General features: G+C 63.4%; 18 protein-coding genes, 1 tRNA gene and 2 pseudogenes. 5 read left to right on the plus strand and 16 right to left on the minus strand.

What is annotated here, in order from left to right:
* Window positions 1-32: 32 nt before the first annotated feature.
* The 9 genes from LH20_RS11635 to LH20_RS11675 form a co-directional block, all read right to left on the minus strand.
* Window positions 33-212 carry a hypothetical protein gene (locus LH20_RS11635; RefSeq protein ID WP_053554345.1) on the minus strand — a complete coding sequence of 60 codons (180 nt, stop codon included), beginning with the start codon at window positions 210-212 and terminating at the stop codon, window positions 33-35.
* Window positions 209-973, minus strand: coding sequence for an MBL fold metallo-hydrolase (locus tag LH20_RS11640; RefSeq protein ID WP_053554346.1), 765 nt, complete (start codon window positions 971-973; stop codon window positions 209-211). Before LH20_RS11640 ends, LH20_RS11635 begins: the two co-directional genes overlap by 4 nt.
* 136 nt (window positions 974-1,109) lie before the next feature.
* A complete protein-coding gene (locus tag LH20_RS11645) occupies window positions 1,110-1,886 on the minus strand; it encodes a TatD family hydrolase (protein ID WP_053554347.1) in 777 nt (258 codons plus the stop codon).
* Window positions 1,886-3,472 carry a methionine--tRNA ligase gene (gene metG / locus LH20_RS11650; RefSeq protein ID WP_053554348.1) on the minus strand — a complete coding sequence of 529 codons (1,587 nt, stop codon included), beginning with the start codon at window positions 3,470-3,472 and terminating at the stop codon, window positions 1,886-1,888. The genes LH20_RS11645 and metG overlap by 1 nt, the downstream gene beginning before the upstream one ends.
* Before the next feature lie 76 nt (window positions 3,473-3,548).
* Window positions 3,549-4,526, minus strand: coding sequence for a DNA polymerase III subunit delta' (locus tag LH20_RS11655; protein ID WP_053554349.1), 978 nt, complete (start codon window positions 4,524-4,526; stop codon window positions 3,549-3,551).
* Window positions 4,523-5,152, minus strand: a complete 630-nt coding sequence (gene tmk / locus LH20_RS11660; RefSeq protein ID WP_053554350.1) for a dTMP kinase — start codon at window positions 5,150-5,152, stop codon at window positions 4,523-4,525. The genes LH20_RS11655 and tmk overlap by 4 nt, the downstream gene beginning before the upstream one ends.
* Window positions 5,146-6,369: a D-alanyl-D-alanine carboxypeptidase family protein gene (locus tag LH20_RS11665; RefSeq protein WP_053554351.1), complete on the minus strand. Its 1,224-nt coding sequence runs from the start codon at window positions 6,367-6,369 to the stop codon at window positions 5,146-5,148. Before LH20_RS11665 ends, tmk begins: the two co-directional genes overlap by 7 nt.
* The gene (locus LH20_RS11670; protein WP_053554352.1) at window positions 6,369-7,337 is read right to left on the minus strand and encodes a septal ring lytic transglycosylase RlpA family protein; all 969 of its coding nucleotides are present in this window, start codon (window positions 7,335-7,337) and stop codon (window positions 6,369-6,371) included. Before LH20_RS11670 ends, LH20_RS11665 begins: the two co-directional genes overlap by 1 nt.
* Window positions 7,321-8,319 (minus strand): lytic murein transglycosylase, encoded by a 999-nt coding sequence (locus tag LH20_RS11675; protein ID WP_235527202.1) that lies wholly within the window; start codon window positions 8,317-8,319, stop codon window positions 7,321-7,323. The genes LH20_RS11670 and LH20_RS11675 overlap by 17 nt, the downstream gene beginning before the upstream one ends.
* A gap of 239 nt (window positions 8,320-8,558) precedes the next feature.
* Here LH20_RS11675 and LH20_RS11680 point away from each other — a divergent pair.
* Window positions 8,559-8,648 (plus strand) — tRNA-Ser (locus tag LH20_RS11680).
* 86 nt (window positions 8,649-8,734) lie between these two features.
* Here LH20_RS11680 and LH20_RS11685 read toward each other — a convergent pair.
* From LH20_RS11685 to LH20_RS11715, 6 genes are all read right to left on the minus strand, one after another.
* On the minus strand, window positions 8,735-9,940 hold the full coding sequence (locus tag LH20_RS11685; RefSeq protein ID WP_083455375.1) for an ISL3 family transposase: 1,206 nt from the start codon (window positions 9,938-9,940) through the stop codon (window positions 8,735-8,737).
* 247 nt (window positions 9,941-10,187) lie between these two features.
* Complete coding sequence (locus LH20_RS11690; RefSeq protein ID WP_053554139.1) at window positions 10,188-11,213, minus strand: IS110 family transposase; 1,026 nt, start codon at window positions 11,211-11,213, stop codon at window positions 10,188-10,190.
* Window positions 11,214-11,332: 119 nt separating this feature from the next.
* Window positions 11,333-11,959, minus strand: a complete 627-nt coding sequence (locus tag LH20_RS11695) for an integrase core domain-containing protein (RefSeq protein WP_200905368.1) — start codon at window positions 11,957-11,959, stop codon at window positions 11,333-11,335.
* A 69-nt stretch (window positions 11,960-12,028) separates the two neighbouring features.
* Window positions 12,029-12,253: an ISL3 family transposase gene (locus tag LH20_RS11700; protein ID WP_053556260.1), complete on the minus strand. Its 225-nt coding sequence runs from the start codon at window positions 12,251-12,253 to the stop codon at window positions 12,029-12,031.
* A gap of 48 nt (window positions 12,254-12,301) precedes the next feature.
* Window positions 12,302-13,485 (minus strand): IS3 family transposase gene (locus LH20_RS11705; protein WP_144423535.1). Its coding sequence is split into 2 segments (ribosomal slippage): window positions 12,302-13,191 and window positions 13,191-13,485, totalling 1,185 coding nucleotides; the frame shifts between segments, so codons are not numbered across the junction.
* Between the two features lie 41 nt (window positions 13,486-13,526).
* The gene (locus tag LH20_RS11715) at window positions 13,527-14,900 is read right to left on the minus strand and encodes an ISL3 family transposase (protein WP_235526959.1); all 1,374 of its coding nucleotides are present in this window, start codon (window positions 14,898-14,900) and stop codon (window positions 13,527-13,529) included.
* Between the two features lie 249 nt (window positions 14,901-15,149).
* Between LH20_RS11715 and istA (LH20_RS11720) the strand changes: the two are divergent.
* From istA (LH20_RS11720) to istB, 3 genes and pseudogenes are all read left to right on the plus strand, one after another.
* A pseudogene (istA, locus tag LH20_RS11720) lies at window positions 15,150-16,211 on the plus strand (IS21 family transposase); the annotation flags it as partial.
* A 157-nt stretch (window positions 16,212-16,368) separates the two neighbouring features.
* On the plus strand, window positions 16,369-17,610 hold the full coding sequence (istA, locus tag LH20_RS11725; protein ID WP_053554353.1) for an IS21 family transposase: 1,242 nt from the start codon (window positions 16,369-16,371) through the stop codon (window positions 17,608-17,610).
* Window positions 17,607-18,452 (plus strand): IS21-like element helper ATPase IstB, encoded by an 846-nt coding sequence (gene istB, locus LH20_RS11730; protein ID WP_053554354.1) that lies wholly within the window; start codon window positions 17,607-17,609, stop codon window positions 18,450-18,452. Before istA (LH20_RS11725) ends, istB begins: the two co-directional genes overlap by 4 nt.
* A gap of 25 nt (window positions 18,453-18,477) precedes the next feature.
* Here istB and LH20_RS23525 read toward each other — a convergent pair whose 3' ends face one another.
* Window positions 18,478-18,624, minus strand: coding sequence for a hypothetical protein (locus tag LH20_RS23525; protein ID WP_158501131.1), 147 nt, complete (start codon window positions 18,622-18,624; stop codon window positions 18,478-18,480).
* Between the two features lie 122 nt (window positions 18,625-18,746).
* Here LH20_RS23525 and LH20_RS22940 point away from each other — a divergent pair.
* Window positions 18,747-19,765, plus strand: a pseudogene (locus LH20_RS22940) (IS3 family transposase); the annotation flags it as partial.
* Window positions 19,766-19,859: the final 94 nt, after the last annotated feature.

The following is a 19,859-nucleotide window of genomic DNA, read 5'->3' on the forward strand; positions in this document are numbered from 1 at the left end:
CGCGGGGCGAGAAAGCCCCTCCCGGCGCCCTCTCATCCCGTGGCCAGCTGATAGGTCCGGATCGCGATAAACACGAGCCCGAAGATCGCCGCCCAGGCGAGCCCCATCTTGAGCCATTCGGCAAGCTTCAATTGACGCGCGACAAGCGCGCTGACCACCAGCGTGAACGCCATAGCGAACCACAGCATGTCGGCGCCCGTTTCCATCGTCATAGCTGCACCTCCAGCCCGTCATAACCCGGCTCGACACCCGGCGGCAATTCGCTTGCAAGGTCGTCATAGTCCATCGTGTTGTCCATGTGCGTAATGATGGCGCGCGGACTGCCGACCTTTTGGAGTCCTTCCAGCGTCATGGCGAGATGCGGATGGGTTGGATGCGGATAGCGGCGGAGCGCATCGATGACGAAGAGGTCGACGCCTTGGAAGAAATCCACCATTTCATCTGTAAACCGTGAAAAATCAGTTGCATAGGCGACCTTGTGAGCGCCATCGCTGAAGATCAGCCCGGTCGCCTTGATGGGGCCGTGCGGCATTTCGAGCGCGGACACTTCGATCGGACCGATCGATTGATGATCGTGAAGCTCGATCGGGTCGACCGACGCGGGATAGCCGGCGTTTCCGGCAAAGGCATAGGTGAAACGCCATTTCAATATGTCCAGCACATGGTCGCGGGCATAGGCGGGCACCGCCGAGCCACGCAGATGCATGATCTGGCGCAGATCGTCGAGGCCGTGGGTGTGGTCGGCGTGCTCATGCGTCCAGATGACCGCATCCACCTCTCCCACGCGCGCGTCGAGCAGTTGCATTCGCATGTCGGGGCTGGTGTCGACGAGGAGGCGGAAGCCGCCCAACGATACGAGGATCGAGGCACGGCTCCGCAGATTGCGGGGATTGTCGGGATCGCATTGCCCCCAGTCGTTACCGATCCGCGGCACACCCGAGGAGGTCCCGCACCCGAGAACACGCAGTTTCATGGCTCACGCGCCTGGTCGAAACTACTTTTCCTGTGCTTGTCGGCCGCCGATCCCTGGTCCTGATTTCCGAAATCGGGCCCCATGCCTGCCACAAGTGCCGGGCAAACCGGAGGCAAATGTGCCTGGACCTCTAAAGTCACGCTGCCGCCTTGCTGAAAAGACGGTAGAAATTCTGGCTTGTCGCTTCGGCCAGTTCGGCGGGATCCTCGCCGCGCAGGTCCGCAAGATAGATGAGAGTATCCGCCACAAAGGCCGGTTCACCTGGTTTGCCGCGGTGCGGCACAGGTGCAAGGAAAGGGGAGTCGGTTTCGACAAGCAGCCGGTCTATCGGTAGCCACCGGGCGGTCGCCTGGAGGTCAGCGGCGTTCTTGAACGTCACAATTCCCGAAATCGATATGTAGAGGCCAAGGTCCAGCGCCTTGCGCGCGAAATCGTCGCTCGCGGTGAAGCAGTGGATGACGCCGTTATAGGGCGTCCGGGCCATCTCCTCACCGAGCAGCGCCAGCGTATCGGCCTCTGCCTCGCGGGTGTGGACGATGATCGGGAGCCCGGTCTGCTGCGCCGCATGGATATGGCCGCGAAAACTGTCCTGCTGCCGGGCCCGGTCGCTCTTGTCGTAATAATAGTCAAGGCCGGTCTCGCCGATGCCGATCACCCGGGGATGCGCGGCCCGCGCCGCGAGCTTTGCCGTGTCGACGTGGGGGTGCTGGTCGGCGTCGTGCGGATGGATACCGACGCTGGCCCAGACATCTTCGTTCGTCTCTGCGGCGGCGAGCACCTCGTCCCACTCATTTTCACGCGTCGCAATGTTGAGCATCGCGGTAACGCCCCGCGCGCGCGCGCGCGCGAGCACCTCGCCTTGCTGCTCGGCGAGCCCTTTATAATTGAGGTGGCAGTGCGAATCGACGAGCATCAGGCGGCGGCCTCCTCCCCTTCCCCTTCCGCGAGTTCGAGGCGCGGGAAGATCGGGACCGGCTGGCCGAGAGTGAAGCCGCTGCGAGCAAGCTTTGCGAACCACTCGGCATCGGCAAGCGCTTCAAAATCGCGCGCGTCGGCATCGATCCCCATCTGGTCAAGCAGCTTGTCGGCCGCCCCGGGCACGACAGGTCGGATCGCGATCGCGAGAGTCCGCACGGCCTGGAACAAGGTCATCAAGACGGCGCGCATCCGCTCGGGATCGCTCTTGCGGAGCGCCCAGGGGGCGGTTGCATCCACATATTGATTGCAGGCAAACACGGCCCGGATCCAGTCCTCGATCCCGACCGAGAAAGCGAGCTGCTCGAACTCGCGCGGCAGGCGCGTCTGCGCCATGTCCCTGATCTCCGTCAGCAGGGCTTCATCTTCCGCGGTAGCCTGATAGTCTGCGGAAAGATCTCCACCCAAATTCTTGAAAATCATTGAAAGACTTCGCTGCGCGAGATTGCCGAAGCTGTTTGCAAGATCGGCGTTCGCGGTGCGCACGATCGCCTCGGCCGAATAGCTGCCGTCCTGGCCGAAGCTGACTTCGCGGAGCAGATAATAGCGCAGCGCGTCGACCCCGAACCGCTCGGCCAGCTCCATCGGATCAACGACATTGCCAAGCGACTTCGACATCTTCTCGCCGCGGTTCAGCAGGAAGCCATGGCCAAACACCTGCTTGGGCAGCGGCAGCCCTGCGCTCATCAGGAAGGCCGGCCAGTAAACTGTATGAAAACGCACGATATCCTTGCCGATCATATGGATGTCGGCGGGCCAGAAACGCGCAAAATCGCTCGCAGCATCGGGGTAGCCAATGCCCGACAGATAGGTCGTGAGGGCGTCGACCCACACATACATGACATGCCCCGGCGAATCCGGGACTGGAACGCCCCAGTCGAAGCTGGTGCGCGAGACGCTGAGATCCTTGAGCCCGCCCTCGACGAAGCGCAGCACCTCGTTGCGGCGGCTTTCCGGGCGGATGAAATCGGGGTTGTCGCGATAGAGCGCGAGAAGCCGGTCCTCGTAGGCCGAGAGGCGGAAGAACCAGCTTTCCTCGACGGTCCATTCGACCGGTGTTCCTTGCGGCGAGAGCTTTACCCCCCCTTCCCCTTCGAGGAGCTCGCTTTCGTCGTAGAAGGCCTCGTCGCGAACCGAATACCAGCCCTCGTAGCGATCGAGATAGAGGTCGCCGTTCGCCGCCATCGCGCGCCAGATCGCCTGGGATGCCGCATGATGCGCCGGATCCGAGGTGCGCATGAAATGGTCATAACTTATATTCAGTTTAGCATACATCGCACGAAAATACCCCGACATTTCATTGGCGAGGTCGATCGTCGCGCGCCCCTGATCACGTGCGGTCTGATACATTTTCAGGCCATGCTCGTCGGTCCCGGTGACCATGCGCACGTCGCGCCCGCGCGCGCGCTGAAACCGCGCCATGACGTCGGTTGCGATCGCTTCATAGGCATGGCCGATGTGCGGGCGGCCATTGGGGTAGCTGATCGCGGTGGTGATATAGAAGGGTTGCTTGGCTTCGGACATGCCCGCGCCTTAGCCGGTGGCGGGTAGAAGGGAAAGGGCGGGCGTGTCCTAAACCCTCTCTTCTCGGGCGAAGAAGTTAGCGGGTCCCTTCGCGCGGCGCCAATTCCGCGAGGCAATTGCCGATCTCGAATCCGACCATCGCACCATCATAGGAACCGCGGATCGCGTCGCGGACCGTCCGCTGGACGCGGTCCCATTGCGCAAGAACGGGCGCGATCTCGGTGATGGGGCGCTCGCGCGCGATCCGGGTGAGGAGACCGGGCACGATGTCGATGACGAGTTCGAGCCGCTCGCGGTTGCTCGTCCCGCCGACCTCCCGCGCCAGCGCCTCGCGCAGACGGTTGCCCGGATCCCCCGAGATGGCGATGGCAAGAAGCTTCTTTTCCATCGCCGCGACGTCGCTGTCGATCAGCGCGAGCGCCTTGCCTGGTACGCCGCCTGCCGCTCCCGCAATTGCGCGCACCTCCGCGGCGTCGAGCATTGGGCGCTTCGCGTGGAGCCATGATTGCATGACGTCACGCTCAACTGGCTGAAAACGCAGTATTCTACACCGCGAGCGGATCGTCGGCAGGAGGCGGCCTGGCGAATGGCTGACAAGCAGAAAGAGCGTCTGCGCCGGGGGTTCCTCGAGCGTTTTGAGGAGGGCGTTGGCGCCGTCGGTTTCCAGATCGTCGACAGCATCGACAATGATCACCCGCCACTCCCCAAGCGACAGCGAGAGGTGAAGGCGGCGGATCATCTGGCGCACCTGGTCGATGGTTATGTTGCGCGCGAGTTCCTTGCTCTTTTCCTTGGGCGCACGCGCGAGGGTGAGAATCTCGGGATGATTGCCCGCGTCAACGAGGCGGCCCGCGGCAGTATCGCCAGGGTCTGCGAAGGTCAGCGGCGCACCCTCCTCATTCTCCTTCCCATGAGTGACGAGAAAACGCGCAGCGCGCCCCGCAAAGGCTGCCTTGCCCATGCCTTGCGGTCCCGCGAGCAGCCAGGCGTGATGGAGGCGTCCTGCAGCCCAGGCCTCGAGGAAGGCGCTTTCGGCTTCCTTCTGGCCGATCATGGCAAAAAGTCCGTCAACGCGGCGAGGATCGCAGCGGTTACAGTCTCTTTGGCGCCATCGGCATCGATCACGCGCCAGCGTGCGGGCTCGCCCGCTGCCATCTCGGCGAAGCGTGCGGCGAGGCGGGCCTGATAGTCGGCGGGCTTGCTCCCCATACGGTCCGCGCCCCGGGCGTCGCGGACCGACAGACGGCGCGCGGCCTCGCCGGCGCTGACCGTGAGAAGGAATGTGCGGTCAGGAAGCAGCCCTTCCGATCCCACACGGTGGAGCGCAAGAATATCGGCGTCGGTCAGGCCGCCACCGCCGCCCTGATAAGCCCGGCTCGAATCGACGAAGCGATCGCAAAGCACCCATGCGCCCCGAGCGATCGCGGGACGGATCGTTCGCGCGACATGATCGGCGCGTGCGGCGGCGAACAAAAGCGCCTCGGCCCGCGCATTCCAGCGGTCCTCGGCGCCCTCCATCAGGAGCGTGCGGATAGCCTCGGCGCCCGGGCTGCCGCCGGGCTCGCGTGTGGTGACAACGTCCACCCCGCGCGCTTCGAGCGCGGCGGCGAGGGCCCGAATCTGGGTCGATTTGCCGCTCCCCTCGCCGCCCTCTAGCGTTATGAAGCGCCCGCTCACCAGCCGGTCAGCCGATAGAAGCCGGTTCGTGCGCGGTCGTACCAGCCGCCCTTTGCAACATCGTTTGCGGCAAGCAGCGGTGTCACCTGCGGCGGCAGACCGTCGGGCGCTACCACGAGCTCCGCGACGCGGCTGCCGCGCGCAACGGGCGCCTTGAGCGGTGCCCGTGCGCGCATCGTCGCACGAAAACCACCGGCGAAGCCCTTTGGAACCGTGACCCGCACAGGAATAGCGGCCTCAGCGGCGACGACGGGCTTGTCCCCTTGCCCGACCTCGAGCCGCCCGACCTTCGCGCCGGCGGAGACGATTTCGCGCCCCTCCCATGCCTCGAACCCCCAGGTCATCAGCCGCTCCGCCTCATCGCGCCGCGCCTTTTCGCTCTTCATTCCTGCGACCACCATGATGAGCCGCCTGCCGCCGCGTTTGGCCGAGCCGAGGAAGCAATAGCCTGCCTCGGCCGTGTGGCCCGTCTTGAGCCCGTCGGCGCCCTCAAATCGTCCCAGAATCGGGTTGCGGTTCGGCTGCACGATCGGCGCGCCGTCGGGCGCCTTGCCGTGCTGGAGCTTGGGAATCGAGAAATAGCGGGCATAGCCCGCCGGATGATCGCGGATGAGCCGGTCGGCAAGCGTGATGAGATCGGCGGCACTGACCTTGGTGACGCCGCCGTCGGGCCAACCACTCGGCGTGCCGAAACGGCTCGAGGTCATTCCAATTCTGGCTGCCATATCATTCATCCGGCGAACAAATGCCTCTTCGCTTCCATCGATCCCGACGGCCAGGACCGCGGCGGCGTCATTCCCCGATACGGTGATCAATCCCTTGAGCAGTTCGTCGACGGATATTTTCTCGCCCGCGCGCAGAAACATGGTCGAGCCGCCATTGCTGCCGTTCCATTTCTTCCACGTCGCCTCGCTGACCGTAAAGAGCTTGTCCCGCGACACTTGACCGCTGGCGATGAGGTCAAGCACGACATAGGCAGTCATCACCTTTGCCATCGACGCAGGGGCGAAGCGCTTGTCGGCGCCGCGCTCAAAGAGGATGGCGCCCGAGTCGAGATCCTTGAGCATCACGATCGGCGCCTCGGTGGTATAGAGCGGCCGACTGACGGGCGCTTGGGCCACCGCAGCATCCGCGGGCGCGCCTGACGGCGCCATCGCGAGCGCCATCGCGGCGAGACCGAGCGCCGCGGCGCTCCGTTCGAGGATGGTCCGCCGCCGCATCAGCGGTCGCGCACGACGACTGCGTCGCGGAACCCTTTCGCATGGGCTTTGCCAAGCGCGGCTTTGGCTTCGGCCTCGCTCGCGAAGGGGCCCATGCGGACCCGCCACAAATTACCCGCCTTGCTGACGCTACCGCCAACCGATTTAGCTGTCGCATTGGCGCGAGCCTCGGTGCTGAAGGCTGCGACCTGGACCGCGTAGGGGCCTGAAACCCCGGCAGCGAGCGGTTTTGGTGGAGCCGAAGCCGTCGGCGCGGCCTCGCCTCCTGGGCCCTCAACGATAAAGCGGTCATCGCCCGGCTTGGTGCGCGGCGGTCCGGCGGAGGGCTCGGGCTGCGCGGCGCCGGCAGCAATCGCAGCCGGCGACGGCTTGCCCGTCAGCTTGCTGCGCAGGATCGCGAGGAGCGCGCCCGGCGTGGGAAGGCGCTCGGGAACCGCCTTCCCCGCGCGAAGCTGCGCGCGCTCGGCCGCAGGCGGGCTGGTGCGGCGCACACGCACGCCAGCGACTCCAGGCTCAAGACCGAGCTGCTCGGCAGCGCCGCGCGAGAGATCGATCAACCGGTCGTTCGCCATCGGCCCGCGGTCATTGACGCGAACAAGAATAGTACGCCCGGTATCGAGCGCCGTGACCTCGACATAGCTGGGCAGCGGCAGCGTCTTGTGCGCAGCGCTGATCGCGTCAGGGATGAAAATCTCTCCATTTGCGGTCGGTTTGCCGGCGAGTTCGTCGCCGTACCGGCTAGCGTAACCCACCTCGTCATAATCGGCGATGTCGGCGGGGGTGTGGGTCACGCCATCGACAACATAGGGCGCGCCGATCTTTACGGGGGCGTCGGGCGCGAGTGTATCTGCCGCGAGGGGCGAAGGGCCTGCCGCGGGGCCGCCCTCGCGCTTGCCACCGAAACTTCCGCACCCCGCGAGCATCACCGCGGCTCCGACCAGCACCCCGCCCCTAACGATCGATCTCATCCGCCAGCAACCCCACAGAAAGCGCGTAAAAGTTAGAACAATTATAGTCGAGTATCGCACGATAATTGCCCGTCAGCAAATAGGCGGTGTTTCCGGGTCCGTCGGGTTCGAGCAGAGTTGCCTGGATCTGTCCATCGGGCCAGCTCCCGCCGACTGGCTGAAATCCGTCGGCGCGCCACTCGGCCATGCTGCGCCAGCGGCTGTAGCGCGCAAAGACACGCGGGCAGCGCGTCGGTTGGAGACGGGTCGCGTTGCGCGTCCGATCGTATCCGGCGGGGACGCGGACAGCGATGCCCCAGGGCTGGCCGGCGCGCCAGCCGGCGCGGCGAAGATAGGCGCCAATCGATTCAATGGCGTCGGCCTCGCTCGACCATATGCGCGCGACCCCATCGCCATCCCCATCCTCGGCCACTTGCAGGTACACCGAAGGAAGGAACTGCGGGTAGCCGAAGGCCCCTGCCCAGCTTCCTTTCAGCACCTCGCGCGGCACGCCCCTTTCCACCATCTCGAGCGTCGCGAGGAATTCGGGTTCGAAGAGACTGCGGCGGCGCCCCTCGTAGGCCAGCGTCGCGAGCGCCTCGGGCAGATCGAAATTTCCGGTCACTGCGCCGTACGCGGTCTCATGGCCGAAGATAGCGATCATGATGCTCGTCGGCACGCCGGTGCGCTGCTCGATCCGCGACAAGAGCGGCAAAAGCCGGTCGTGTACACGGCGACCCCCGTTAATCCGCGCAGCGTCGACATGTTTCGCCTTATATGGAGCGAACGCCGGGATCGGCGTGTTGGGGGTTGGCGGTGCGCCCAGATTGTCGCGATCGAGCGCGACGACCCGCGCATTGTAACGCAGCCCTCTGGTCACCCTGTCGAAGGTCGCCCGCGACACCCCCCGGGCCTCGGCCTTTGGCCAGAGCGACTGGATATAGGCATCAAAGCCCGTATCACCGCTGCCCTGGGCCTGCAGCGGCGCCGAGGCGGTGAGCATCCATGCGGAGAGCAGAACCCCCACCATATGGACAAGCCGCCCGATTCTGAAACTGGTGCTGTGCGTCATATCCCACCCCCTTAAAGCCACATGTCGCAAGGCTCCAAGCAAAGAGTGACACAGCTGACCGCAGCTTGGCTATCCCGGCCGACGATAGGCCGACTCAATTGCGCGCCCGATGGAAAGAGATCCGCTTTGGACTTGCCGCGACGCGGGCGAACGCTATTGGGGGCACCGTAGGACAGGTGGCCGAGTGGTTTAAGGCAGCGGTCTTGAAAACCGCCGTGGGTGCAAGCTCACCGTGGGTTCGAATCCCACCCTGTCCGCCATTATCTTGTATGTCCAGCCCGGACACATGGGTAACGTTTCGTACCGGAGACATGGCTCTTCCCCGTGAACGGGGGATGAGGGTGGATCAGACCCGATTGATGACGCCATTCCAACCGCAAAGAGCGAGCACGCGCAAGCGGTAGTTGTGAAAGTTGCGGAAGCCGAACGCGCGGCGCGAGATCATCTCCATCTTTGTGTGAAAGCCCTCGGTGATTCCATTGTTCCTGGAAAAGCGCCACATGCGGGCGACGGGCTCGAGCCAGCTGGTCAGGGTATCGGCGAGGGACTTGAGGGGGCTGGCGGCGAACTGATCGATCAGCCTGAGCAGGTCGGGGATAAGCTGGCTGGCCTTTTTGGCATTGAGGGATTTTTGCGTCAGCAGGAGGGCCATGTCCTGCTTGGCAGTGTAGAGGGCTTCGAGCACCGGATTGGCTTTCAGGTAGACGGCCAGCCTTTTGCGCTGTTCTTCGCTTAGCTTCCATCGATGGCGCCGCATCAAACTGAGCAGCCCGCGATTCTTTCGGCCCTCGGGATCGAAGCGCTTCCATCCTTCGAGGAAATGCTGGTTGAGCAGCCGAATGACATGGAAGCGATCGGCGACGATCTTCGCGTTCGGAAAATATTTGCGGGCGATTGCGCGATAGGTTTCCGACAGGTCCATCACGATGACCTTGACCTTGTCGCGCCCTGGCAACCTTCGCAAATAGCTTCGTAAACTGTCTTCCGAGCGTCCCGGGACGACATCGTAGACCTTGTGATTCTTCAGATCGACAAATGTCGTCGCATAGCCTCTCTTGCGCGAGAAAAAATGCTCGTCGATCCCCAGGACCTGCGGGCAGGGCCGACCGGACAGCTCCGAGACGCGCTGTTCGATGAAATGATGATACCAGCGCTCGATGGTTGCACTGCCGATCGCATGGGTGCTCGTCAACTGGCTTTGGCTGATGCCTCCGTGGTGACCGTCGAAGACCTCAAGACGGTACGTCTCCGTCGCGCGATAGCGCGGACGGATGCCCGAAAAGCGATGACGGAAATAGCGGCCGCAACCGGCACAATGATATTTGGGCACCGCAAGGTGCACGATCAGGATCTGGTTGCCTTGACGCGTGTGCTTGAGCTCGCGCTCATAAGTCGCCTTGATCCGCAGCCCCCCGTGGCCGCAATAAAGGCAAACAGGCCGCTTCGTTGGCCGCGCCCACACACGAATGTCGCGTCGCCGCTCGACACGGACAATCTCAACATCCGACAGCCCTAATATGCCGTCGATTCCCTGATCAGCCTTCTTCTTCATCAGACTTGTCCTTCCTATGACAAGTCTAACCCAATTTCCCTCATCCCCCGTTCACGAGGAAGAGCCGCAGGGTCGTCTTCGCGGTCGACATGAGTCGCCGCATGATGGAGCTTCGCGGGGTGAGCCTTCCAATGTTACACGCGCACTCGGCTGATCCAGCGGTGCATCCCATGTCTCGGAATGGCTCTGCCCACGCCCCGGCAGGGAGGCGCCCAGGCGACCCAAGGAGCGAGCGCCCGGGACGACTTTACTGCGCGGCTGGTGCACTCCTTTCGAAAAGCGTTCCTGACTTGAGCATCGCATGCATGGTGACGGCGAGCTTGCGCGCCAGTGCGACGGCGGCTCGCTTGAAGCCGATCCGTTCCTTGAGCTGAAGTCCCCAAGTTCGCAGCCGGTTGTCGGCGGTGCTTCGCGTCAGCATCACGGTTGCCGCCTCATAGAGCAGCCCGCGCACATAGCTGTCGCCCCGCCGCGAGATGTGCCCGTCATAGTCGACCTCGCCCGACTGGTAGCGCCGCGTCGTCAGCCCCAGCCAGGCGCCGACGGATCGTGATTTCCTGAAGTTCCCGGGGTCCTCGATCGCCGTGGCAAACGCCGTCGCAGTCACGGCGCCCACCCCTGGAATCGACATCAGTATCTGGCACGCCTCGCTCTTGCGCGCGGCCGTGACGAGCTGCTCGCCCAGCTCTGCTGCGCGCTGGCGGGCCGCACGCCAGACCTCGAGCAGCGGCCGCACGATCGACGCTACCTCCTGTTGATCGATGAGACGCTCCTGGACATGTCTCTCGAACCGGCTGCCCTTGCCGGCTGGGACAACGAGACCGAAGGTCTTCATCAGCCCGCGGATCTGGTTGGAGAGTTCGGTCGTGATCCTGAGCAGTCGCATGCGCGCGGCGATCAGCGTCCGCGTTTGCATACTGTCAAAGCCCTTTACGCGCACTTCGCGGAAGAAGCCCACTTCGGCGAGCTGCGCCAGGCCATCGGCGTCGTTGGCGTCGGTCTTGTTGGCTGCCATATCCAGTGCCGCTTTGGCATGACGCGCATCGACGCAGATCGCCGGCAGACCCTCCTGCCTCAGCGCATGATAGAACCACACCGACAAAGGTCCGGTCTCGAACACGACCCGCTTTGCGCCAGGCGCATGCTTGCGGATCAACTCGGCGATCAGCTTCGGGTCTGAAGGGCACTTTCCGCGCCAGATCCGCTCCCCCGCCCGGCGAATGGAAACGGCAGTGTCTTTCATCGAAACGTCAAGGCCAATATACTCGTCCATGGCTGTTCTCCGTTGATGTTGGGCCCGGCGTCTGATCGTGAGCCCGTACTTCCATCATACTGGGGAACAGCCACTCCTGGCATCACCGCGCGAACCACTAAACCCGCAATTACACCATGTTACAACCTCGCGCCGAACGGGTTGTCGAGGGTTTGCAGGGTTTTCTGCTCCAAGTCGATATATCCCAAGTCGTAATGCATGAAGCTGACGAGCCAGATGCCCTCGTCGATTTCCTTGATGCCGAGGCGCTGTCCGGCGAGGACGGTCGATATGTTGATCTTCTTTCTGGGCATGCAGATGCGTCCACAGGATGTGACGATGACATCCTTGTCGTGGAGCGGATAGGTGAGCTCTGGAAGGCCGTGATAATCGCGCGCTGAGGGCTGATAGGTATCGGCTGGGACCTTCATTCCGAGCGCCTCGTGCGGTCGCTCTTTGTTGAACTCAGCGGTGAAGGCGTCGAACTTCGCCTGCTGCTGGAGGAAGTTGGCTCCTGCCGGTCTGGTTGCCTCCTTTTTCAACGTCAGGTGCATTCGCTCATGACGGCCATTTTGCTGTGGCCGCCCCGGCTTGATGCGTTCGATCTCTATACCGAGCCTGAGCCACCAGACGGCGAGTCTGGAGAGGTTGTAGAGCCCGTTGGGGCTGGCGAAGGGCACGCCATTGTCGGAGCGGATGGCGCCGGGCAGGCCGCGCTCCCTGAACAGCTGCTCGAAGGCCGGAAAGGCCAGGTTGCTGCGCGACAATCAAGGGCTCATCCGCAAATTTGGTGCAGCCTGGCCGACGAGGCCTTTGGAAGCCTGATCGATGATCAGTCAGGCGGCGAGCAGAACTCGCTGCCGGAGGAGCTGGTAGTCAGCGCGTCCGTACATCTGTCGCTTTATGGCTTTGACCCGGTTGATCTGACCTTCGACCGGACTCGTTGTCCAGCGGGTCGTAATCGCGCCCTTCACGGCATCGATGTCGCGCGCGATGCCGGCCGCAAAGCTGGCGACTTCACTGTCTGCAGCCTGTTCGAGCCATCTATCGAGCCTGGTCACGTCGTTGCCATCGAGCTGATCTTCCCCCGTTTCGGCGGACACACTGGGTTATCCGGTCATGATCTGCTCGGCTTGCTCGGGGGTTAGATACCCGAGGGCCGAGTGCATGCGGTGCCGGTTGTAGTAGCCTTCGATGTATCCGAACAGGGCCTGCCGCGCTTCGGCCTGCGTCGCCCATCGGCACTGATGGACAAGTTCGACCTTGAGGGTGTGGAAGAAGCTTTCCATTGGGGCATTATCGTAACAATTGCCCGTGCGGCTCATCGAGGGCGTCGCACCGATCACGGCCAAGTGATCGACATAGGCGCCCGCTGCGTATTGCGATCCGCGATCCGAGTGACAGATAAGACCGCGGTCGGGCCTCTGCCGCTGGGCAGCCATCATCATGGCCGCCAAGGGCAACTCGGTCCGCATGTGATCGCGCATTGCCCATCCAACGATCTTGCGGGTTGCAAGGTCGAGCACCGCGGCCAGATACAACCACCCTTCGCCGGTCGCGATATAGGTGATGTCGGCGAGCCAGATCCGGTTCGGCGCGGTTGCCACGAAGTTCTGAGCCAGCAGATTCGGAGCGATCGGCAAATAGTGACGGCTGTCGGTGGTGCACGGCCGGAACCGGCGCCCAGCCAGTGCCCGGATACGGTGCCGACGCATCAGGCGCTCGACGCGGCCGCGGCTGCATCGATGACCTTCCGCCCGGAGGGCGGCATGCATTCTGGGCGATCCGTATCGCCCTTGATGCCGCGCCTGGAGCCGGCGCACGTCGTGCAGCAATGCCAAGTTCGCCGTGGTCCGCGCGCTCGGTGCACGGACGCACCAGTCGTAATAGCCGCTCCGCGACACGCCGAGCATGCGGCACATGACGTTCACCGGCCAGGTGGACGCATGCTGCTCGATAAAGGAGAACTTCATCGCGGCATCTCCGCAAAGATACCGACCGCTTTTTTTAATATGTCGCGCTCCATTCGCGCCCGATCCAACTCGCGCCGCAAACGCGCGATCTCGGACGCTTGATCCGCTGGCGACCCGATCGCCGATACTGGCGGCTTCGCCGCCGGGCTTACGGGCATGTCGTTACTATCCTGCAACTTGCGCTGCCAACGACGCAGCATTGTTGGCATAATCCCAAGCTCAGCTGCCACTTCGGTCTGCATGCGACCGCTGGTCTCCCACAGCGCTACCGCCTCGCGCTTGAACTCATCCGTAAACCGACGTTTTGTCGTACTCGTCATCATACACCTCCTGGCTCCGCAGAGCCTATCATCGGTGTCCGTCAAATCGAGGGAAGATCAAGCAGCGCGATGAACTCTGCGGCGAGTCCGGCCACCGTGCAAAGCTCCGGTGCCTGCGCATAGAGATGATGGAGGAAAGCCCTGGCATCCGCATCGATCTGACCGGGATCCCGGCTCAGATACCAGGCACAGCGCCGGCGTGACGGGGCTTTCCAGCCGGTCCGCGTCGGCTGCTCCGCTGTTGTCTGTAGATTGTCGCGGGCCCGCCGTCGGGCGGCCCATCGGGCAATGCTATTCCGGCTCCCCCTGTAGCCGTGTTCCTTCAGATCCCGCCAGAGCTGTTGCCCGACCTGACATCCCGCCTGCCATCGGCTCTCGAGCCAGTCTTCATAAGGTGCGAGCAGATGCGAGGGTGAAGAAGGACGGATATGTTCGGGTTCACCGCCCGCGGCCAGCCACCGCTGAACCGTGCGCTGGCTGATGCCGGTCAGACCGGCGATGTGCGATACGGGATGGCCTTGCGCGCGAAGGCGGCAGATTTCTTCCCATCGCTCGCGACGCGCTGATTTTCGACCGGTTCGCAATCTGGCGAGACCGGGAGCGGCCGGTGGCAGGCGGGCCTGCGTTCCTGTCATGCTTTTCACCGCCGCCGACACGGCGCCACGATGGCGGCCCACAGCCTCGCGCAGTGCGTCCCCCAGTCCGCGGAGCAGATGCCAGCGATCAGCCACCTGAACAGCGTCTGGCGCCCCGCGCCTTGCTCCATCGGCATAAAGGCCGGCGCGATCGCGTGCGACGACCTGAATCCCCGGATAGCGCCGGAGCCAGCCGGCCACGCTGTCCGCGTTGCGATCGGGAAGCAGATCCAGAACGCGATTGCGCTCCAGATCGCAGATGATCGTTCCATAGCGCTGGCCGCGGCGCCATGCCCAATCATCGATGCCGACAATGGTCGGGGCGATAAAATCCGGCACAGGCGCCGACCGGATCATCCGCAGCAAGCTATCGCCGCTCACCGGCATCGCCAGCCGGTGCGCAAGACGGGACCCCGGCTCGCCGCCGGCGGCAAGGCCGATCGCCCGCTGGCTGTCGGCGAGCCTGACGGAGCGCTGTGCTCTAGAAGCAACCACCCCGGGCAGCCGCTCCGCGAATATCCGTACCTTGCAGGCGGGCGTCCCGCAGCGAAAGCGCCGCACCCTGAGCGTCATCCGCACAATCCGTCCATGCCAGGGCAGGTCGCGCGGCCGGCGCTCGTAATGGCTGTGAATGCGGTCGGACCGCCGTGCGCAGCCGGGACAGGCTGACGAACGCTGAACCGGCTTCACCGTCAGATGAAGCTCGCCCTGCGCTGTGTCGCTGCGACGGACAATCGTTAAACCTTCAGGAACGGGAGAACCGGCAGATGTCTGGAACACGCGCAAATACCATCGCTGACCGTAATCCCCACTCTATGCACGCTCCCGATTCGCGCGTGAATCCCCCAACTTGCACCATATTTGCGGATGAGCCCAATCTAGATGAGAATGGCGGCGGTGTGTCTGTCGGGACGAGGGGCGAAGCCCCGAGGAGCGACAGACACACCGCCGCAGGCGTCTTTTCTTCTGGAAGGGCGCTTTGGTGATCGTGACCTGCCAGGTGGCGCCTTCTTCGGAAGGGGAGACGCGGTGCCTGGGAGCCATATCAACGATCATCAGGTGAGATACTATATGAAGATGAGACAGACAGTGTCGCCGCGCAGCGCGGCGGCGTGTGCGGCGTTCAGCACGGCGACGGCGTATCGGCTGGAGGCAGATATGCGGCTTCCTTCGCAAAGGAAGGCGCCGCGCGGTCGCCGTCGCCCCGATCCGCTGGCGGATATCTTCGACAGCGAGGTGGTGCCGCTCCTGGAGAGTGCGCCGGGGATCCGAGCCGTGGCCGTGTTCGAAGAAATGCAGCGTCGTCATCCTGAGCTTCCCGATGGTGTGCGGCGGACGATGGAGCGTCGGATCCGCAGTTGGCGAGCGCTGCAGGGCCCGGATCGCGATGTGATGTTCCGCCAGGTGCACGAGCCGGGGCGGATGGGGCTGTCGGACTTTACGGACATGGCCGATCTGGGTGTACGGATCGCGGGGGTGGGGCTCGACCACCGGCTGTATCACTTCCGGCTCGCCTGTTCGGGCTTTGAGCATGCCCATGTGATCCTTGGCGGCGAGAGCTATGTCGCGCTGGCGGAGGGTCTGCAAAATGCGTTGTGGGCGCTGGGCGGGGCGCCGCGTGAGCATCGCAGTGACAGCCTGTCGGCGGCGTTCCGCAATCTGGATGCGTCGGCGCGCGAGGATCTGACGCGCAGATATGACGCGCTGTGCCGCCATTATCGGATGGAGCCGACCCGCAACAACCGCGGCGTTGCGCACGAGAATGGCGCGATAGAAAGCGCGCACGCGCATCTGAAGGCGGCGGTGCGTGACGCACTGCTGATGCGCGGATCGGCCGACTTCGACGAGCTTGCGGAATATCGACGCTTCATCGACGAGATCGTCGCGCGCAAGAATGCGCGGAGCGCGAAGCGCATCGACGCCGAGCGGGCGGTGCTTCAGTCGCTGCCGGGCCTGCGCACCAGCGATTATGAAGAGGTGCTCGTCATGGTGACGTCCTCGGGCGGGTTCACGCTGCGCAAGGTGTTCTACACGGTGCCCTCGCGGTTGATCGGTCACCGGCTCAGGGTAAGGCTTTACGACGACCGGCTTGTGTCGATGCCGGATGTATTCTCCCCAGAAGTGCCGAATGAAAATTCCCCAGTTTGAGGTGAGCGCCAATTCGCTCCGGGGCTAGCCCCGGAGCGAATTGGCAACGACCCGCACGGATCCCTCCTATGCTTGCCCGGATTGGCGGGAGGCGTGGCAGGTGATCAGACTTGAGGAAATTGTCATGATCCATGACTTGAAGCGGCAGGGGCTGTCGGTGTCGGCGATTGCGCGGCAGACGGGGCTTGACCGAAAGACGGTACGCAAACACCTGGCCGGCGGCGTGAAGGCGCCGGTGTACAAGCCCCGGCCACCCCGTCCGCGGGAGCTGGAACCCTACGAACCATATCTTCGCGATCGCATCGCGTTATATCCTGGGTTGTCTGGCAAGCGTCTCTTCCGCGAAATCGCTGCGATGGGGTTCAAGGGCGGCTACACGACCGTCACGGACTTCCTGCGCCAGATGCGGCCGCCGCGAGTGGTCCCGTTTGAGCGGCGCTTCGAAACACCCGCGGGACGGCAGGCCCAGGTGGACTTCGCCCAGTTCAAGGTGGCGTTCAGCGATGAGCCGGGCGTGACCCGGATCTTCTGGCTGTTCTCGATGGTGTTGGGTCATAGCCGCTGGCTGTGGGGTCGGTTCTGTCCGACCCAGGATCTGCAGACGGTGATGCGCTGCCACATCGACGCCTTCGATGCGATGGGCGGTGCCCCGTCCGAGGTGCTTTACGACCGCATGAAAACCGCTGTGATCGATGAGGATGCCGAGGGTATTGTGATCTACAATCGGTCGCTGGTGGCCTTGCTGGATCATTACGGCGCTTTGCCGCGTGCATGCAGGCCCTATCGGGCGAAAACCAAGGGCAAGATCGAACGGCCCTACCGCTACATCCGTCAGGACTTCTTCCTTGGACGCACCTTCTGCAACGCTGATGACCTGAACAGGCAGTTCCGCGAATGGCTGGACACGGTCGCGAATGTTCGGTTGCATGCCACGACCCGGCGGATCGTCAGCGAGCACTTTGCCGAGGAGCAACCGGTCCTGACGGCCTTGCCTGCGGCCCCATACAATGCGGTGCTCACGATCGAGCGGCGAGTCAGCCATGAAGGCATGGTATCGGTTGGCGGCAATCTCTACTCGGTGCCCGACGCTACGCGCAAACGGGTCGTGGAGGTGCAGAATCATCCCCGTGAGATCAGGATCTTCGAGGATCGCAAGCTGATCGCGGTGCATCCCGTTCTCGATGGACGCAATCAGCGCCGGGTTGATCCTTCCCACCGGCGGCTCGCTCCGCCTCGCGCGGCAACAGTGCCGCCGCCTGCAGGGCTTGAGATTACCAGGCGCTCGCTGGGCTTCTACGAGGCGGTAGGACGGCGACTGGCCGGCAGCGAGGTACGGCCATGACGGAGATCATCGACCGCATCCGCACGAGCCTGGTTGGCCTGAGAATGCCCCGCGCGCTCGAGGTACTTGATCATACCATGCGGTGTCTGGAGCGCGGCGAAATGACCGCGCTTGAAGCCATCGATGTCTTGCTCTCGCATGAGTATGGCAATCGGGAAAGCAGGCGCTTCACTGTCGGGCTCAAGACCTCACGGCTCATGCCCATGAAAACCCTCGAAGGCTTCGACTTCTCGTTCCAGCCTTCGCTGGATCGCGGCCGCATCCTCGCACTGGCGCAGCTCGACTTTATCGAGCGCGGCGAGGTGGTCCATCTGCTGGGACCGCCGGGCACAGGCAAGAGCCATCTGGCGACAGCCTTGGGCGCAGAGGCTGTTCGCGCTGGCAAGCGTGTTTACCGCGCCAGTCTGGCTGAGGTGATCGACATGCTGGTGCGTGCCGAGCGTGACGGACGGCTTCCCGAACGGCTCCGGTTCTTCAACCGAAACACCCTCCTTATCGTCGATGAGATCGGCTACCTCCCGGTTACGCCCGGCGGTGCCAACCTCTTCTTCCAGCTGGTCAACTCCCGTTACGAAAAGGGAGCGATGATCCTCACATCCAACCGCGGCTTTGCTGAATGGGGCGAGGTGTTCGGGGATCCGGTGGTGGCAACGGCGCTCCTCGATCGCTTGCTGCACCATGCCATCGTGATCCAGATCGAGGGCGCCAGTTACCGCTTGCGCGCGCACTCCGACCTCGTGCCGGAACACACCAGGGCGATCTCAGCGATCACGCCGCCGCCGCCGCCCAAAAGGCGCGGGCGGCCACCGAAGGAGCGCACGCACGATCACTGGAACGGCTGATCACCGAAACCCAAACTGGGGAATTTTAACCCGGCACTTCTGGGGAATTATTAGTCAGCGTTGACAGCTTGAGCTGTTCCTCGGCGGCACGCCCCTGTTCACCCTGCCGCGCGGTCGCGCCTACCGCAAAGGCAAGCATGATCATGTTGTCGATTATCGCCATGTCATCCATGCGCTGCGGCGTAAACCGATGGCGCTGCTGAACCTCGTGTCCGCCGTCAGCGCCAATGGCACAGATTTGAGGTTGTGATTTAAGGAGGATTTGGGCTTCGTCGTAGTGACGAAGGAACGAAGATGAAGCCCAAATCCTCCTATTCAAAATCGCCGTCGAAGGCCCCTGCGGAGCAGGTGGTGAAGGATATCCGGCGGCAGACCCGGCGGCACTTCTCTGCCGAGGACAAGATCCGCATCGTGCTTGAAGGCCTTCGCGGCGAGGACAGCATTGCCGAGCTGTGCCGCAAGGAAGGCATCGCGCAAAGCCTGTACTACACCTGGTCGAAGGAGTTCATGGAAGCGGGCAAGCGCCGCCTGGCGGGCGACACTGCCCGTGCCGCGACCACCGGCGAGGTGCAGGATCTGCGCCGCGAAGCGCGTGCCCTGAAGGAATGCGTGGCCGACCTGACACTCGAAAACCGTCTGCTGAAAAAAAGCATGATCGCGGATGGGGGCGACGACGAATGAGGTATCCCGCATCCGAAAAGCTCGAGATCATCCGGATCGTCGAGCAGTCGCACCTGCCCGCCAAACGCACGCTGGACAAGCTCGGCATCGCCCGCCGGACGTTCTACCGTTGGTATGACCGTTATCTTGGGGCCGGGCCGGAAGCGTTACAGGATCGGCCATCGGCGCCGAGCCGCGTGTGGAACCGCATCGGTGACGACATCCAGAACCAGATCATCGAAATGGCGCTGGAAGCCGACGCGACCGATCTGAGCCCCCGCGAACTGGCGGTGCGCTTCACCGACGAGAAGCGCTACTTCGTATCGGAATCCACGGTTTACCGCCTGCTCAAGGCGCACGATCTGATCACCAGTCCGGCCTATGTCGTGATAAAGGCCGCCGATCAGTTCCACACCAAGACTACCCGCCCGAACGAGATGTGGCAGACCGACTTCACCTACTTCAAGATCATCGGGTGGGGCTGGATGTACCTCTCGACCGTGCTCGACGACTTCTCGCGCTATATCATTGCCTGGAAGTTGTGCACCAACATGCGTGCCGAGGATGTAACCGAAACGCTGGACCTCGCCTTGGCGGCTTCCGGCTGTGACAGCGCCACGGTGCTGCACAAGCCCCGGCTGCTCAGCGATAACGTCCTATGTTGGGAAGCAGCGGCGGGAACAGGCCAGCAGATCTCGTTGCGCCGAGTGTGATCGGCGCTGATGATTTTATGATCCAGATGGCTTC

It is taken from the genome of Sphingopyxis sp. 113P3 (assembly GCF_001278035.1).
Lineage (GTDB): Bacteria > Pseudomonadota > Alphaproteobacteria > Sphingomonadales > Sphingomonadaceae > Sphingopyxis.